Genomic DNA, 14,502 nt, shown 5'->3' on the forward strand with positions numbered 1-14,502 from the left:
TGACCGAGCTAGCCATGAAAAACATCCGTTCCATCATCACCCTCGGCTGCCTTGCAGCCATGGCTGCAACCGCGGGCGCCCAGGGCTTTCGCTCCGGCGGCGGCATCACGGACATCATGCGCGCCGGTCCGCGGCTGGGCCCGCCGGCCGCACGCCCCACGCCCGCCACGCCTACCGCGGCGCCGGTGCAGCGCTCGGCGGAATTCATCGTCGCGCTGGTCAACTCCGAGCCCATCACCAACACCGAGGTGCTCACCCGCGTGGATCGCCTGCTGAAGGAAAACCCCGATGCGCAGCGCGTGCCGCGCAACGAACTCACGCGCCTCGTGCTCGAGCGCCTGATCACCGAGCGCGCGCAGCTCCAGCTCGCCAAGGAAAACGGCATCAAGGTCGACGAGGTGGCGATCGACCAGGCCGAACAGACCGTGGCACGCCAGAACGAGATCAGCCTGGTCGAATTGCGCCGCCGCGTGGCCGCCGAAGGCATTGCGCAGCAGGAGTTCCGCAACGACCTGCGCGACCAGCTGCTGCTCACGCGCCTGCGCGACCGCGAGGTCGAGTCGAAGGTCAAGATCAGCGACGCCGAGGCCGACGAGTACCTGCGCGACCAGCGCAACGTGTCCGTCAAGAACGCCGCGCTGGAGAACCTCAACCTGGCGCAGATCCTGGTCGCCGTGCCGGAAAACGCGACCGACGCGCAGATCGCCACCGCGCAGCAGAAGGCCCAGGGCCTCGCCCAGCGCGCCCGCGCCGGCGAAGACTTCGCCAAGCTGGTGCAGGACAACTCCGATTCGCCCGACCGCGCCAACGGCGGCGCCATCGGCATGCGCAGCGCCGACCGCTACCCGTCGCTGTTCGTCGAGGCCACGCAATCGACGCCGGTGAACGGCATTGCCGGACCGGTGCGCTCCAGCGCCGGCTTCCACGTGCTCAAGGTGGTGGCCAAGGCCCAGATCGGTTCGGGCGACGCCGCCGTCACCCAGACGCAGGTGCGCCATATCCTGTTGCTGAGCGATCCCAAGCGCACCACGGCCCAGGCGGTCGCGCAGCTGGCGGAGTTCAAGCGCCGCTTGCAGGCCGGTACGGCCGACTTCGCGGCCCTGGCTCGCGACAACTCGCAGGACGCGAGCGCCAAGGCCGGCGGCGACCTCGGCTGGTCACGCCCGGGCCAGTTCGTGCCCGAGTTCGAGGAAGCGATGGACCGGCTTTCGCCGGGCCAGATCAGCGATCCCGTGGTGTCGCGCTTTGGCGTGCACCTGATCCAGGTGGTCGGCCGCCGCGAGGCCAAGCTGAGCCAGTCCGAGCAGCGCGAAGCTGCGCGGGCGGCGTTGCGCGAGCAGCGCGTCGAGGAAGCCTTCACCACCTGGGTGCAGGAAGTGCGCGCGCGCGCCTACGTCGAATACCGCGAACCCCCGCAGTCCTGATTCACCGATGGCACACATCGCCAGGAAGCGGTTCGGGCAGCATTTCCTGTCCGACGGCGGGATCATCGATGCGATCGTGCGGGAAATCGCACCGCAGCCCGGCGACGCCATGGTCGAGATCGGCCCGGGGCTCGCGGCGCTCACGCAACCGCTGGTTGAGCGGCTCGGCCGGCTCACCGTGATCGAGCTGGATCGTGACCTCGCCAAGCGACTGCGCGAGCATGCGCAGCTCGACGTGATCGAGTCCGACGTGCTCAAGGTCGACTTCGCCGAACTCGCGGGCCGCTTTCCGGCCAAGCCGCTGCGCGTGGTGGGCAATCTGCCCTACAACATTTCCACGCCCATCCTGTTCCACCTGCTGGGCTCGGCCCACTTGGTGGCCGACCAGCATTTCATGCTGCAGAAGGAAGTGATCGACCGCATGGTGGCCAAGCCCGCCACGTCGGACTACAGCCGCCTGAGCGTGATGCTGCAGTGGCGCTACGACATGGCCAACGTGCTGTTCGTGCCGCCCGAGAGCTTCGAGCCGCCGCCGCGCGTGGACAGCGCCGTGGTGCGCATGGTGCCGCTGGCGCAGCCGCCGGTCGTCGATGCGAAGCGCCTGGGCGAAATCGTGCAGGTGGCTTTCAGCCAGCGGCGCAAGATCATGCGGCACACGCTGGGCAAGTGGCTGCAGGAGCATGGCTTCACTGGCGAGTTCGACACCCAGCGCCGGGCGGAGGAAGTGCCCGTGCACGAATATGTGGCGCTGGCGCAGGCCGTGGCCCCATGAAAAAAGCCCGTCACAGACGGGCTTTTTTATGTGCGCCGGGGAAAGCCCAGGCGCCGATGCTTGAACCGATTCAAGCGGCGGCGAGCCAGTAACCCGCGTTGAACGGGCTGCTCATGCGCAGCGCCAGCGGCGACACGTCGACGAGCTTGTCGGTCGGCATTTTTTCGCCGGCCGGCTCGGTGCTGGCGGTGGCTGCTGCTGCGGTGGTGTTCACTTCGATGCCATCGAGGGTTTCAGCTTTGGGCTGAGCCTCGTTCGCCCGTTCTGCTTGGCTGGTAGATGCAGAACGGGCTACAGAAAAGAATAGAAGCACCGGAACGGGACCTTGCGGTCGCCCCAGTAGTCCGAGGCGTCGCGGAAGATGTCGAGCAGTTGCTCGCGTGCTTCCTTGTCGAACTTGGCGTTGGCCGGAATCTGCTCCAGCACGATGACGAAACCTGGCTGCGGGCCCGATTTATGCAACGGGTCTGTCATGCAGTCGTACAGCGCATCGAAGTTCTTCCCGAAGTGGGCCGGGAACGTGAATTGCTGCGCGATCAGGTCGAGCACGTCCTGCTTGGTCTGGGCATTGCCCAGGTTGGCGTACAGGAAGTGCTGGCCGGCTGCGTTGGCAGCGTCCTGCAGGTCGTTCACGCGGAACGCGCGGATCGATTGCACGATGTTCGGGCGTACGGCACGAAGGGATAAGGTCATCTCCGCTGGTCTTTCCATAGTCATCATCATTTCTTCGGGGCGCTTCGGGGCGCCACCCAGGTCGTTGTCATCGCTCATGGCGCAATCCGTCTGAAACTTGCATAGTGGTCCGCTGTGTACCAGCAGGCCTCGGGGTTGGTGCGTTGTTCACCGCCGCAAACGATTCGTTGTGCACCACGATTGCGCGAGCCGGGTGTTGTCACCGTGTACTCGAGGTAGTGGCCACGCCGTGCCGGCGGTAAAAGACGCTCTCGATTGCCGAAAACCGTGCCGTCCTTGTCGTACCGGAAAGGTCCACCGTTGAGGATGGACTGGTAGGTTCGCTGGCCCTGCACCGGCAATTCGGACAGGGCGATCGTTCCCTCGATGGACGTTTTTCCGGCGCCGAACCATCCGCGGGCCTCGGCCCCGGTCGTCAACGCCGCCAGCATCAGGCCGGCGAGCGCAAATTTTTTGACAGAGGACGTGATCGAGGCGTAAGCCGCCATGGGGCACCACAAGAAAAGAGCGGGGGTTTGAATCGGCGTCCAACCTCGGGGTTAACCCGCAAATTCAAGCCCGCGAGTGTGCACCACGCTGGCGAAAATAGCAAGCGACTGCCCAAAGTTTGAGCAGTCGCCAAGGGGGCGAGTGGTATTTTAAGTTGGCGACCACTCTCGCCAAAGCGCCTATCTTTCGGCGTTTGCGTCAGCCACTGTCAAGGCTGTCATGTTCACGATGCGCCGAACAGTCGCGCTGGCCGTGAGAATGTGCACAGGTTTGGCCGCGCCGAGCAGAACCGGGCCGATCGCGATGTTGCCGCCGGCCGCCGTCTTGAGCAGGTTGTACGAAATATTGGCCGCGTCGATGTTCGGAAAAACCAACAGGTTGGCGTCGCCGGCCAGCGCGCTGTGCGGCATGACGATCGCGCGCTGCTTGCTGTCCAGCGCCACGTCGCCGTGCATTTCGCCGTCCACCTCAAGCCACGGTGCCTGCACGCGCAGCAGGTCGAGCGTCTTGCGCATCTTGATGGCGCTGGGCTCGTTGCTGGTGCCGAAGTTGGAGTGCGACAGCAGCGCGGCCTTCGGCTTCAGGCCGAAACGCATCATTTCCTCGGCCGCCATGGTCGTGATCTCGGCCAGCTCCTCGGGGGAGGGGTCGTAGTTGACGTGCGTGTCGACCAGGAACACCTGGCGGTCGGGCAGCAGCAGGCCGTTCATGCAGGCGTACACCGGCACGTCCTGCGGCGTGCTTTCGCAGCCGCCGGGGCGCTTGCCGATCACCTGGTCGATGTAGTGCAGGTGGATCAGCGTGGTGCCCCAGGTGCCGCAGATCATGCCGTCGACCTCGTCCTTGTGCAGCAGCATCGCGCCGATCAGCGTGAGGCGGCGGCGCATCTCGATCTTGGCGGTCTGCACCGTCTGGCCCTTGCGCTCGGTCATGCGGTGGTAGGTCTGCCAGAAGTCGCGGTAGCGGTGGTCCTGTTCGACGTTGACGATGTCGTAGTCGAGCTCTTCCTTCAGGCGCAGGCCGAACTTCTCGATGCGTTGCGCGATGATGGCCGGGCGGCCGATCAGCGTCGGGCGCGCGATACCTTCGTCGACCACGATCTGCGCGGCGCGCAGCACGCGCTCTTCCTCGCCTTCGCAGTACGCCACGCGCTTTTTCTGCGCCCGGCGGGCCGCTTCGAAGATCGGCTTCATCGTCGTGCCCGAGGCATAGACGAAGTTCTGCAGCTTGTCGCGGTAGGCGTCCATGTCCTTGATCGGACGCGTTGCCACACCGCTTTCCTCGGCGGCCTTGGCCACCGCCGGCGCGATCTTCATCATGAGACGCGGATCGAAGGGCTTCGGAATCAGGTATTCGGGGCCGAAGGACAGCTTTTCACCGACGTAGGCAGCGGCCACGCGCTCGCTCTGCTCGGCCTGGGCCAGGTCGGCAATGGCGTGCACCGCGGCGATTTCCATCTCGTCGGTGATCGTGGTCGCACCCGAGTCGAGCGCGCCGCGGAAGATGTACGGGAAGCACAGGACGTTGTTGACCTGGTTCGGATAGTCGGTGCGCCCGGTGGCCATGATCACGTCGTCGCGCACCGCATGGGCGTCTTCGGGGGCGATCTCGGGGTTCGGGTTGGCCAGCGCGAAGATCACCGGCTTGGCCGCCATCTTCGCCACCATCTCGGCCTTCAGCACGCCGCCGGCCGACAGGCCCAGGAACACGTCGGCACCGACGATCACCTCCGACAGCTTGCGCATGTCGGTCTTCTGCATGTACTGGCGCTTGTCGTCGTCCATCAGCTCTTCGCGGCCTTCATAGACCACGCCGGCCAGGTCGGTGACGAACACGTTCTCGCGCTTCAGGCCGACCTTGAGCAGCAGGTTCAGGCACGCCAGCGCCGCGGCACCGGCGCCCGAGGTGACCAGCTTGACCTCGGCGATGTTCTTGCCGGCCACCTTCAGGCCGTTGACCATGGCGGCCGCCACGGTGATGGCCGTGCCGTGCTGGTCGTCGTGGAACACCGGGATCTTCATGCGCTTGCGCAGCTCGCGCTCCACGTAGAAGCAGTCCGGGGCCTTGATGTCTTCCAGGTTGATGGCGCCGAAGGTGGGTTCCAGCGAGGCGATGATCTCGACCAGCTTGACCGGGTCCTTCTCGTCGATCTCGATGTCGAACACGTCGACACCGGCGAACTTCTTGAACAGGACGCCCTTGCCTTCCATGACCGGCTTGGAGGCCAGCGGGCCGATGTCGCCCAGGCCGAGCACCGCGGTGCCGTTGCTGATCACGCCGACGAGGTTGCCGCGCGAGGTGTACTTGAAGGCGTTCAGCGGGTCCTTGACGATTTCCTCGCAGGGCGCGGCCACGCCGGGCGAGTAGGCCAGCGACAGGTCGCGCTGGTTGACCATCTGCTTGGTCGCCGCGATGGCGATCTTGCCGGGGACGGGAAACTCGTGGTACTCGAGGGCGGCACGGCGCAGCTCGGCGCGTTTGTCTTCGGGCGTGGGAGTCGATGAGGTCGAGGGGGTCGAATCGGACATGTGCCTGTAGCTCCTGGTGGCGCTTCTTCTGGGGGCGCCGATTGTAGACCTCGCCCCGCAAGGCCCCTGGCAGAGGCCATACGCCGCATGGCCGGGGGCGCCCATGACCAAATGCACGGGTTGCGCCGTCAAGTCGCTGTGGCAATATGCACGGCTCGGACAAAACCTGAAAAAACCTGAAGAGGAGCGACCATGGCGCTGATGGATTTCATCAAGAAACAGTTCATCGACATCATCCAGTGGACGGAGACCGGCGATGGCACGCTGGCCTGGCGCTTCCCGATGGCGGAGATGGAAATCCAGAACGGCGCCTCGCTCACCGTTCGCGAGTCGCAGGTGGCCGTGTTCGTCAACGAAGGCAAGGTGGCCGACGTGTTCGGCCCCGGCATGTACAAGCTCACGACGCAGACGCTGCCCGTGCTCACGTACCTGAAGAACTGGGACAAGCTCTTCGAGTCCCCCTTCAAGAGCGACGTCTATTTCTTCAGCACGCGCCAGCAGGTCGACCAGAAGTGGGGCACGCCCCAGCCGATCACGATCCGCGACAAGGACTTCGGCGCCGTGCGCCTGCGCGCCTTCGGCAACTACAGCTTCCGCATCGGCGATGCCAAGCTGTTCCACACCGAAATCTCCGGCACGCGCGACATCTACAGCGTGGCCGACCTCGACGGCCAGCTGCGCGGCCTGGTGCTGCAGAACATCAGCAACGCCATCGCGTCCAGCGGCGTGCCTTTCCTCGACCTCGCGGCCAACCAGATCCAGTTCGCCCAGGCGCTCGCCGCGCAGCTGGTGCCCGAGTTCGAGAAGATCGGCATCAAGCTCGAGAACATCACGGTGCAGAACGTCTCGCTGCCCGAAGAGCTGCAGAAGATCCTGGACCAGAAGATCGGCATGGGCATGGTCGGCAACGACATGGGCAAGTTCATGCAGTACCAGACGGCGCAGGCCATCCCCAAGTTCGCCGAAGGCGCTGCCAACGGCGGCGGCATCGCCGGCGACGCGATGGGCCTGGGTGCCGGCGTGGCGCTCGGCCAGGTGCTGGCGCAGAACCTCGCGCAGGGCCTGAGCCCGAACGCGGCCGCCCAGGCCGCAGCCACGCAGCAGCAGCCCGCCGTGGCCGTGGTGAGCGCGACCGACGTGATGACCACGCTCGAGAAGCTCGGCGAACTCAAGACCAAGGGCATCCTCACGCAGGAAGAGTTCGACGCCAAGAAGGTCGAACTGCTCAAGAAGCTGGTCTAACCCCCAGGCTTCGCGCACTTCGTGTCGCTACTCCTCCCCCCTTGCAGGGGGCGATACCTGCGGCCCGGCGTAGCCGGTTCCGCGGTATCTCCCGCCTCGTTCGCCTTGTCTTCAGCATCGCTTCATGGCTGAGGAAACCGGCAACCAACGCTACTACCGCGCGCCCTGCCCCGGCTGCGGCGCGCCGGTCGAATTCCGCTCGGCGCAGTCGACGCACGCGGTCTGTCCCTACTGCCAGAGCACCGTCGTGCGACAGGGCGACACGCTCGCGCGCACCGGCAAGATGGCCGAGCTGTTCGACGACTTCAGCCCGCTGCAGCTGTTCGCCGCCGGCCGCATCCAGGACAAGCCCTTCACGCTGATCGGCCGCCTGCAGTACACCTACCCCGGCGGCCGCTGGACCGAGTGGATCGCCGCGCTCGACGGCGAGCGCACCGGCGTGCTGAGCGAGGACAACGGCGCCTACGTGTTCGCGCTGCCCTTCGACATCCAGCGCACCGCGCCGCCCTGGAACGAACTGCGCGTGGGCGCCACCACCGCCTTCGCCGGCCAGAGCTACACCGTCACCTCGAACGAGCAGGTGGCGCTGACCTCCGCGCAGGGCGAACTGCCGCACCTGCCCGAGCTCGGCCGCTCGTTCGCAATGGTCGAGCTGCGCAACGACAAGGGGCTGGTGCTCAGCCTGGACTACGGCACCGCGCCGCCGGCGGCCTCCCTGGGCCGTTCGGTACAGCTCGAAGACCTGCAGCTCACCGGCCTGCGCGAGGACTCCGCCAAGAACGAGACGGGCCGCAGCTTCAACTGCCCCAATTGCGGATCGCCCGTCACCGTCAACCTGGCCGACAGCAAGAGCATCACCTGCCGTTCGTGCAACAGCATCATCGACCTGTCGCAAGGCATCGGCGGCGAGCTGAAGCACGCCACGCAGGACGAGCCCGTGCGCCCGCTCATCGCGCTGGGCGCCACGGGCCAGCTGCAGGGCGCGCAGTGGCAGGTCGTGGGTTTCCAGCACCGCATGGGCACCGAGCCCGGCGACGACGAGATGTTCGGCTGGGACGAGTACCTGCTCTACAACAAGAAGCGCGGCTTCAGCTTCCTGGTGGACGCCGAGGACGGCTGGAGCATGGTCAAGCCGACCACCGGCGCGCCGGTGATGGCCGAGAACGGCAGCACCGCCACCTACCTCAACAAGCGCTACCAGCAGCAGTACGCCTACAACGCCGAGACCACCTACGTGGCGGGCGAGTTCTACTGGCAGGTCGAGCGCGGGCAGAAAACCTTCAACCGCGACTTTGCGAACGGCCCCGCGCTGCTGTCGATGGAGCGCTCGGCCAACGAGCTCACGTGGTCGTCGGGCATCAAGCTCGACAGCGGCGTGGTGGCCACCGCCTTCAAGCTCGACGCCAAGAAGGACATGTTCAAGCGGGCCGACGCGCTGCCCGTGAGCGCCGCCTCGGGCATGGGCTGCGGCACCATCATCCTCATCATCGTGGTGATCATCATCCTGCTGATCATCCTGAGCACCTGCAGCGGCGGATCGTCCGGCGGCTCGCGCAGTTCGGGCGGCTCGTACGGCGGCTATTCGAGTGGCGGCGGCCACAAATGACGGCGAAGATGCACGCGATGTTTCTTATTACTACGACTGGAGGTCCCCATGGGATTTGAATGGCTGAAACCGGGCGTGGTCCTCGGATCGCTCGTGTACGCGCTGATCGGCGTCGTGATCTTCTGGCTGTGCTTCCTGATCATCGACAAGATCACGCCCTATGACCTGTGGGGCGAGATCGTCGAGAAGCAGAACGTGGCGCTGGGGCTGGTGGTTGCCGCGATGAGCCTGGGCATCAGCATCATCGTGGCCGCAGCAATCCATTGAGCGACGCGGCCCTGCCCGCGCGCACCCCGGATGCGCGGGGGCCGCAACCCGTGGAGATCGCGCTGCTTGCCAGCGTGTTCGTGGTCGCCGCCTGCGGGCTGGTCTACGAACTGAGCGCGGCCGCGCTGAGCTCCTACCTGCTCGGCGACTCGGTGCTGCAGTTCAGCACCATCATCGGCACCTACCTGTTCGCCATGGGCGTGGGCTCGTGGCTCTCGCGCTATTTCGACCGTCAGCTGCCCGCGCACTTTCTTCGCATCGAGCTGATGGTGGCGCTGATCGGCGGCGCGCTGCCAGCGATCCTGTTCCTGGCCAACGCCTACGTGCCCAGCGCCTTCCGCCTGCTGCTGTACGGCCTGGTGATGGTCGTGGGCACGCTGGTGGGGCTGGAAATTCCGCTGGTGATGCGCATCCTGAAGCGCAACATCGTGCTCAAGAACCTGGTGTCGCAGGTGCTCACCTTCGACTACCTCGGCGCGCTGGCGGTGTCGGTGGCGTTCCCGCTGATCCTGGTGCCGCAGCTCGGCATGATCCGCACCGGCCTGCTGTTCGGCTTCATGAACGCCGCCGTGGCGGTGTGGGCGCTGTGGCTGTTCCGCCATGAGCTGCGCCGCATCGGCGCGCATGCGGTGGCCTGCTTCCTGGCGCTGGCCGCGCTGCTCGCGGCCTTCATCTGGGCTGACCACATCACGACGCTGGCCGAGGACAAGTTCTACCAGGACCACATCGTCTTCAGCGCCACCTCGCCCTACCAGCGCATCGTGGTCACGCGCGGGCTGCTCGGCCACCGCCTGTTCCTGAACGGCAACCTGCAGTTCGCCGAGCGCGACGAGTACCGCTACCACGAGGCCCTGGTGCATCCGGTGATGGCCGCGCAGGGCGCGCCCAAGAAGGTCGCCGTGCTCGGCGGCGGCGACGGCATGGCGGTGCGCGAGATATTGAAGTACCCGTCGGTCGAGTCGGTCACGCTGGTGGAACTCGACCCGAACATGACCCAGCTCTTCACCACGCACGAGACGCTGGCCGCGCTCAACGGCCATTCACTGTCCTCGCCGAAGGTGAAGATCGTCAACACCGACGCCTTCCAGTGGCTGCAGCAACCCGGCGACATGTACGACGTGATCGTGGTCGACTTTCCGGACCCGACCAATTTCGCCATCGGCAAGCTCTACACCAACAGCTTCTATGCGCTGCTCGAAAAGCGCCTGTCGGCCAGCGGCTACGCGGTGATCCAGACCACCTCGCCGCTGGTGGCACGCAAGAGCTACTGGACCGTGGCGACGACCATCGAATCGGTGGGCCTGCGCGCCACCCCGTACCACGCGCATGTGCCGAGCTTCGGCGAATGGGGCTACATCATCGCGAGCCGCCGGCCGTACCGCATGCCCGACGCGCTGCCGCCGGGCCTGCGTTTTCTCTCGCCTTCCACGCTGCCTTTGATGTTCGACTTTCCGCTCGACATGGCGCGCGTGCCGACGGAAGTGAACCGTTTGTCGAACCAGATCCTCGTCACCACTTACGAACAGGAGTGGGGCAAGGTGATGGCGCATTGATATGGCTCGCCCCCAGGCTGCGTGCACTTCGTGTCGCTTCGCCAACCCCCTGCCGGGGGCAACACCTGCGGCCCGGCGAAGCCGCATCCGCGGTGTTCCCCGAAGGGAACGGATCCGATGAAGCGCCGTGGCTTCCTTGGCGCAGCCGCAGGTGCGGCGGGCGCCCTGGCGCTTGCGGGCTGCGAGGCGCCGCCCGCGCCCATTGAAGGCGGTTTCACCGGCATCGACGTGGCGCGCGGCCATGCGATGCGCGACGGCGCGCTCAAGAGCGCGGCACCCGCTGTCGTGAAGCGCACCCGTGTCGTCATCGCCGGTGGCGGCGTCGCCGGGCTCGCCGCCGCACGCGCCCTGCGGCTCGCGGGCATCGACGACTTCACGCTGCTCGAACTCGAAGACACGGCCGGGGGCAACGCGCGCGGCGGCATGGTCAACGGCATTGCCTGCCCGCTCGGCGCGCACTACCTGCCCGTGCCCGGCGACGATGCGCGCGAGGTGCAGGACCTGCTCGAGGAGCTCGGCCTGCGCCGCCGCGTGGCGGGCCGCTGGGCGTACGACGAGGTCACGCTGTGCCACAGCCCGCAGGAACGCCTGTTCTTCCAGGGCGAATGGCAGGACGGCCTGCTGCCCGTGCACGGCGTGGGCGAAGGCACGCTGGCGCAGTACCGCAAGTTCTCGCAGCGCATCGACGCGCTGCAGCACGCGGCGCACTTCGCCATTCCCACGCTCAAGGTCGCCGTCACGCCCGAGCTGCTGGCGCTCGACGCGATTCCCTTTTCGAGCTGGCTCGACCGCGAGGGCTTCAGCGACGTGCAGCTGCGCTGGTACCTGGAGTACTGCTGCCGCGACGACTACGGCGCGGGCATCGCGCAGGTGTCGGCCTGGGCCGGCATCCACTACTTCGCCAGCCGGCACGGTTTTCATGCGCCCGGCGATCCGACCGGCAGCGCCAATGACGCGAACCCCGAGCGCGACGGCATCCTCACCTGGCCCGAAGGCAACGGCTGGCTCACGAAGCAGCTTGCCAAGCCGCTCGGCGAGCGGCTGCGCACCGGCCAGGTCGTCACACGCATCGCCGACGTGCGCGGCGGCGTCGAGGTTGATGCGTGGGACACCGCCACGAAGTCGCTGGTGCGCTGGCAGGCCGAGCGCTGCATCGTCGCGCTGCCGGTGTTCATCGCCGCGCGCGTGGTCGAGAACCCGCCCGAGGTGCTGAAGAACGCCGCCGCGCACGTGCGCTACGCGCCCTGGCTGGTGGCCAACATCCACCTGCGCGGGCCGCTGGCCGACCGGCACGGCGCCGCGCCGAGCTGGGACAACGTGGTGTACGGCACCAAGGGCCTGGGCTATGTCGACGCGCGCCACCAGACACTGGACCCCACACCGCGCGGCACCGTGCTGAGCTGGTACCGCCCGCTGGGCGCCAGCAGCTACGACACGGTCGACGGCCGCAAGCTCCTGCTGGAGCGCCCCTGGACCGGTTGGCGCGACGACCTGCTCGCGGAGCTGTCGGTGCCGCACCCCGACCTGCCCTCGCTGGCCACGCGCATCGACATCACGCGCTACGGGCATGCGATGTCCATCCCCAGACCCGGCCTGCTCGCGCAGATCGGTTCGCAGCGCAGCGCGCCGGACGACGCGCACCGCGGCAGCGTCGTCGCGGGCCGGTTGTCGTTCGCGCATGCCGACTGGTCGGGCTATTCGATTTTCGAGGAGGCCTTCACGCGCGGGCACGTGGCCGGGACCGCAGTGGCATGAAGACACTGGTGCTCGGTGGCTACGGCAACTTCGGTGCGCGCATCTGCCGCGCACTGGCCGCCGACCCCGGCATCGCGTTGCTGGTGGCGGGGCGCGATGCGCAGCGTGCCACCGCGTTGGCCGATTCGCTCGGCGGCGGTGCGCGCGGTGTCCGCCTCGATGTGCAGGCGGGCGACCTGGCGGCCACCTTGCGCGAGCTGGGTGTCGACCTGGTGATCCACACGGCGGGGCCCTTTCAAAGCCAGGACTACCGCGTGCCCCAGGCCGTGGCCGCAGCAGGCGCGCACTACATCGACCTGGCCGACGGCCGACGCTTCGTGTGCGACTTTCCGGCGGCGCTCGATGCCGCCTTCCGCAACGCGGGCCGCACCGCGGTCAGTGGCGCCAGCACCGTGCCCGCGCTGTCCTCGGCGGTGGTCGACCACCTCGCGGCGGGTTGGCAATGCATTCGCAGCATCGACATCTGCATCGCCCCGGCCCAAGGCGCGCCGCGCGGCGAGGCCACGCTGGCCGGCGTGCTCGCCTACTGCGGCGAGCCGGTCCGCGTGTGGCAGGGCGGCCGGTGGGTCGAGCGGCTCGGCTGGGCCGACCCGGTGAAGATCGAGTTCGCGCGCATGAAGCCCAGGCGCGGTGCGCTGTGCGACATCCCCGACCTCGAGCTTCTTCCCTCTCGCTACTCCGGCGTGCAGTCGGTCATGTTCCGCGCCGCGCTCGAAGTCGGGCTGGCGCAGCACGCGTTCGCGCTCATGGCCTTCATGCGCCGCGTGGGCCTGCTGCCCGCGCCGCGCAAGCTGGCGCCGCTGCTGCATTCGGCAGGCCGCGTATTCGATGCGCTCGGCACCGCGCTGGGCGGCATGGTGGTGCGCGTCGAAGGCACGGACACGCAAGGCCGGGCAGCGCGCCGCGCCTGGCACATCGCCGCGGACCACAACCACGGACCGGAGATCCCGTGCATGGCCGCCATCCTGCTGGCGCGCCGGCTCGCGCGCAGCGATGCGTTGCCCACGGGCGCGCATGCCTGCGCCGGCTTGCTGGCCCTGGACGAATTCGCGCCCGAGTTCGCGCGCTGGGGCATGGTGACCGACATCGTCGAAGAGGCGGCAACCGCGGTGCAAGGCCATGGCGCACCGCCGCTTTGAGTTCGACATGCCGGCACCCGCCGACGTGGTCTTCGACGCCTTCCACTTCCATGTGTGGCGCGCGCGCTGGGATTCGCTGGTCGGCCGCTCTTTCTCCTTCAGCCGCTGGGCCGTTTCCATGCGGCACCGCGACACGCAGCACGGGGCCGGCGCGGCATGACCCGTTGCGACGACGATCGCCTGCTGCGCCTGAGCCTTGTCGCCGTGTGGCTCTTCACCGCCGTCGCCAGCCTGGTCGAGCTGAACGGGCAGAGCCGCGAGGTGCTGGCCGCCGCGGGCATTGCGTCGCCGCCGTGGCTGGTGCAGGGGCTGATCGTCGGCGGTGCGGCCGCAGACCTTCTCATCGCCATCGCGCTGTGGCGCTGGCCGGGCCGCGCGAGCTACGCCGCGGCGTTCGCGTTGATGGCCGTCATGACCGCCGTGGCGACCGTGCTCCAGCCGAGCCTGTGGCTGCATCCGCTCGGCCCGCTGCTCAAGAACCTGCCCATCGCCGCCCTGCTCTGGCACCTGTACCGACGCGCCACACCATGAACACGTACCTCGTCCTCAAGTGGCTGCACATCGTCTCCAGCGTGCTGATGGTCGGCACGGGGCTGGGCTCGGCGTTCTACATGTTCTTCACCAACCGCAGCGGCAGCGTGCCTGCGCAGGCGGTGGTCAGCCGGCTGGTGGTGCGCGCGGACTGGTGGTTCACCACGCCCACCGTCATCCTGCAGCCGGCCACCGGGTTCGCGCTGGCGCACATGGCGGGCTGGCCGATGTCCACGCCGTGGCTCGCGCTGTCGTTGCTGCTGTTCGTGGTCGCGGGCCTGTGCTGGCTGCCGGTGGTGTGGCTGCAGATTCGCATGGCGGCCATCGCGTCGCAGGCGCACCGCGAAGGCACCGCATTGCCGCCGCTCTACGCGCGGTACCAACGCTATTGGGAACTGCTCGGCTACCCGGCCTTCGTGGCGATGGCGGTGGTGTTCTACCTGATGGTGAACAAACCGCAGCTCTCGTTCTGAGATGAAGCCGATGCGTCGTTCAGGGCGTGA

General features: G+C 67.4%; 15 protein-coding genes. 11 read left to right on the forward strand and 4 right to left on the reverse strand.

Annotated features, from left to right (window positions below; all coding sequences use genetic code 11):
- Window positions 1-14: 14 nt before the first annotated feature.
- Together ACSFBM_RS24210 and rsmA are read left to right on the forward strand one after the other, a co-directional pair.
- Window positions 15-1,424 (forward strand): peptidylprolyl isomerase, encoded by a 1,410-nt coding sequence (locus ACSFBM_RS24210; RefSeq protein WP_435486654.1) that lies wholly within the window; start codon window positions 15-17, stop codon window positions 1,422-1,424.
- A gap of 7 nt (window positions 1,425-1,431) precedes the next feature.
- Window positions 1,432-2,196: a 16S rRNA (adenine(1518)-N(6)/adenine(1519)-N(6))-dimethyltransferase RsmA gene (gene rsmA / locus ACSFBM_RS24215; RefSeq protein WP_435439779.1), complete on the forward strand. Its 765-nt coding sequence runs from the start codon at window positions 1,432-1,434 to the stop codon at window positions 2,194-2,196.
- A gap of 70 nt (window positions 2,197-2,266) precedes the next feature.
- On the opposite strand, the gene ACSFBM_RS24220 is transcribed toward rsmA, so the two are convergent.
- From ACSFBM_RS24220 to ACSFBM_RS24235, 4 genes are all read right to left on the reverse strand, one after another.
- Window positions 2,267-2,410, reverse strand: coding sequence for a hypothetical protein (locus tag ACSFBM_RS24220; RefSeq protein WP_435486655.1), 144 nt, complete (start codon window positions 2,408-2,410; stop codon window positions 2,267-2,269).
- A 77-nt stretch (window positions 2,411-2,487) separates the two neighbouring features.
- Complete coding sequence (locus ACSFBM_RS24225) at window positions 2,488-2,913, reverse strand: barstar family protein (protein ID WP_086011111.1); 426 nt, start codon at window positions 2,911-2,913, stop codon at window positions 2,488-2,490.
- 50 nt (window positions 2,914-2,963) lie between these two features.
- Entirely contained in the window at window positions 2,964-3,377 is a 414-nt protein-coding gene (locus tag ACSFBM_RS24230) for a guanyl-specific ribonuclease (RefSeq protein ID WP_435486656.1), read from the reverse strand.
- Window positions 3,378-3,557: 180 nt separating this feature from the next.
- Window positions 3,558-5,906: an NADP-dependent malic enzyme gene (locus ACSFBM_RS24235; RefSeq protein WP_435486657.1), complete on the reverse strand. Its 2,349-nt coding sequence runs from the start codon at window positions 5,904-5,906 to the stop codon at window positions 3,558-3,560.
- Window positions 5,907-6,098: 192 nt separating this feature from the next.
- Here ACSFBM_RS24235 and ACSFBM_RS24240 point away from each other — a divergent pair, with 192 nt between their 5' ends.
- The 9 genes from ACSFBM_RS24240 (at window position 6,099) to ACSFBM_RS24280 (ending at window position 14,472) form a co-directional block, all read left to right on the forward strand.
- The gene (locus ACSFBM_RS24240) at window positions 6,099-7,148 is read left to right on the forward strand and encodes an SPFH domain-containing protein (RefSeq protein WP_435486658.1); all 1,050 of its coding nucleotides are present in this window, start codon (window positions 6,099-6,101) and stop codon (window positions 7,146-7,148) included.
- Window positions 7,149-7,272: 124 nt separating this feature from the next.
- The gene (locus ACSFBM_RS24245; RefSeq protein WP_435486659.1) at window positions 7,273-8,754 is read left to right on the forward strand and encodes a DUF4178 domain-containing protein; all 1,482 of its coding nucleotides are present in this window, start codon (window positions 7,273-7,275) and stop codon (window positions 8,752-8,754) included.
- A gap of 48 nt (window positions 8,755-8,802) precedes the next feature.
- Window positions 8,803-9,021, forward strand: coding sequence for a DUF350 domain-containing protein (locus ACSFBM_RS24250; RefSeq protein WP_019653703.1), 219 nt, complete (start codon window positions 8,803-8,805; stop codon window positions 9,019-9,021).
- Window positions 9,018-10,574 carry a polyamine aminopropyltransferase gene (locus ACSFBM_RS24255; protein ID WP_435486660.1) on the forward strand — a complete coding sequence of 519 codons (1,557 nt, stop codon included), beginning with the start codon at window positions 9,018-9,020 and terminating at the stop codon, window positions 10,572-10,574. Before ACSFBM_RS24250 ends, ACSFBM_RS24255 begins: the two co-directional genes overlap by 4 nt.
- Before the next feature lie 117 nt (window positions 10,575-10,691).
- Window positions 10,692-12,329, forward strand: coding sequence for an FAD-dependent oxidoreductase (locus ACSFBM_RS24260; RefSeq protein ID WP_435486661.1), 1,638 nt, complete (start codon window positions 10,692-10,694; stop codon window positions 12,327-12,329).
- A complete protein-coding gene (locus ACSFBM_RS24265; RefSeq protein WP_435486662.1) occupies window positions 12,326-13,468 on the forward strand; it encodes a saccharopine dehydrogenase family protein in 1,143 nt (380 codons plus the stop codon). Before ACSFBM_RS24260 ends, ACSFBM_RS24265 begins: the two co-directional genes overlap by 4 nt.
- Before the next feature lie 7 nt (window positions 13,469-13,475).
- Window positions 13,476-13,628 (forward strand): hypothetical protein, encoded by a 153-nt coding sequence (locus ACSFBM_RS24270; RefSeq protein WP_435486663.1) that lies wholly within the window; start codon window positions 13,476-13,478, stop codon window positions 13,626-13,628.
- A complete protein-coding gene (locus tag ACSFBM_RS24275) occupies window positions 13,625-13,999 on the forward strand; it encodes a DoxX-like family protein (protein WP_435486664.1) in 375 nt (124 codons plus the stop codon). Before ACSFBM_RS24270 ends, ACSFBM_RS24275 begins: the two co-directional genes overlap by 4 nt.
- Window positions 13,996-14,472: a DUF2269 family protein gene (locus ACSFBM_RS24280; protein WP_435486665.1), complete on the forward strand. Its 477-nt coding sequence runs from the start codon at window positions 13,996-13,998 to the stop codon at window positions 14,470-14,472. The genes ACSFBM_RS24275 and ACSFBM_RS24280 overlap by 4 nt, the downstream gene beginning before the upstream one ends.
- The last annotated feature ends 30 nt before the right edge of the window (window positions 14,473-14,502 follow it).

Source organism: Variovorax pasteuri, from assembly GCF_051216435.1.
Classification (GTDB): Bacteria; Pseudomonadota; Gammaproteobacteria; order Burkholderiales; family Burkholderiaceae_C; genus Variovorax.

What these genes read in the sequence shown, in the direction of transcription:
- ACSFBM_RS24210 (WP_435486654.1), top strand. Translation starts at nt 15, where the DNA reads ATGAAAAACATCCGTTCCATCATCACCCTCGGCTGCCTTGCAGCCATG.
- rsmA (WP_435439779.1), top strand. Translation starts at nt 1,432, where the DNA reads ATGGCACACATCGCCAGGAAGCGGTTCGGGCAGCATTTCCTGTCCGAC.
- ACSFBM_RS24225 (WP_086011111.1), bottom strand. Translation starts at nt 2,913, where the DNA reads ATGACTATGGAAAGACCAGCGGAGATGACCTTATCCCTTCGTGCCGTA.
- ACSFBM_RS24230 (WP_435486656.1), bottom strand. Translation starts at nt 3,377, where the DNA reads ATGGCGGCTTACGCCTCGATCACGTCCTCTGTCAAAAAATTTGCGCTC.
- ACSFBM_RS24235 (WP_435486657.1), bottom strand. Translation starts at nt 5,906, where the DNA reads ATGTCCGATTCGACCCCCTCGACCTCATCGACTCCCACGCCCGAAGAC.
- ACSFBM_RS24240 (WP_435486658.1), top strand. Translation starts at nt 6,099, where the DNA reads ATGGCGCTGATGGATTTCATCAAGAAACAGTTCATCGACATCATCCAG.
- ACSFBM_RS24245 (WP_435486659.1), top strand. Translation starts at nt 7,273, where the DNA reads ATGGCTGAGGAAACCGGCAACCAACGCTACTACCGCGCGCCCTGCCCC.
- ACSFBM_RS24250 (WP_019653703.1), top strand. Translation starts at nt 8,803, where the DNA reads ATGGGATTTGAATGGCTGAAACCGGGCGTGGTCCTCGGATCGCTCGTG.
- ACSFBM_RS24260 (WP_435486661.1), top strand. Translation starts at nt 10,692, where the DNA reads ATGAAGCGCCGTGGCTTCCTTGGCGCAGCCGCAGGTGCGGCGGGCGCC.
- ACSFBM_RS24265 (WP_435486662.1), top strand. Translation starts at nt 12,326, where the DNA reads ATGAAGACACTGGTGCTCGGTGGCTACGGCAACTTCGGTGCGCGCATC.
- ACSFBM_RS24270 (WP_435486663.1), top strand. Translation starts at nt 13,476, where the DNA reads ATGCCGGCACCCGCCGACGTGGTCTTCGACGCCTTCCACTTCCATGTG.
- ACSFBM_RS24275 (WP_435486664.1), top strand. Translation starts at nt 13,625, where the DNA reads ATGACCCGTTGCGACGACGATCGCCTGCTGCGCCTGAGCCTTGTCGCC.
- ACSFBM_RS24280 (WP_435486665.1), top strand. Translation starts at nt 13,996, where the DNA reads ATGAACACGTACCTCGTCCTCAAGTGGCTGCACATCGTCTCCAGCGTG.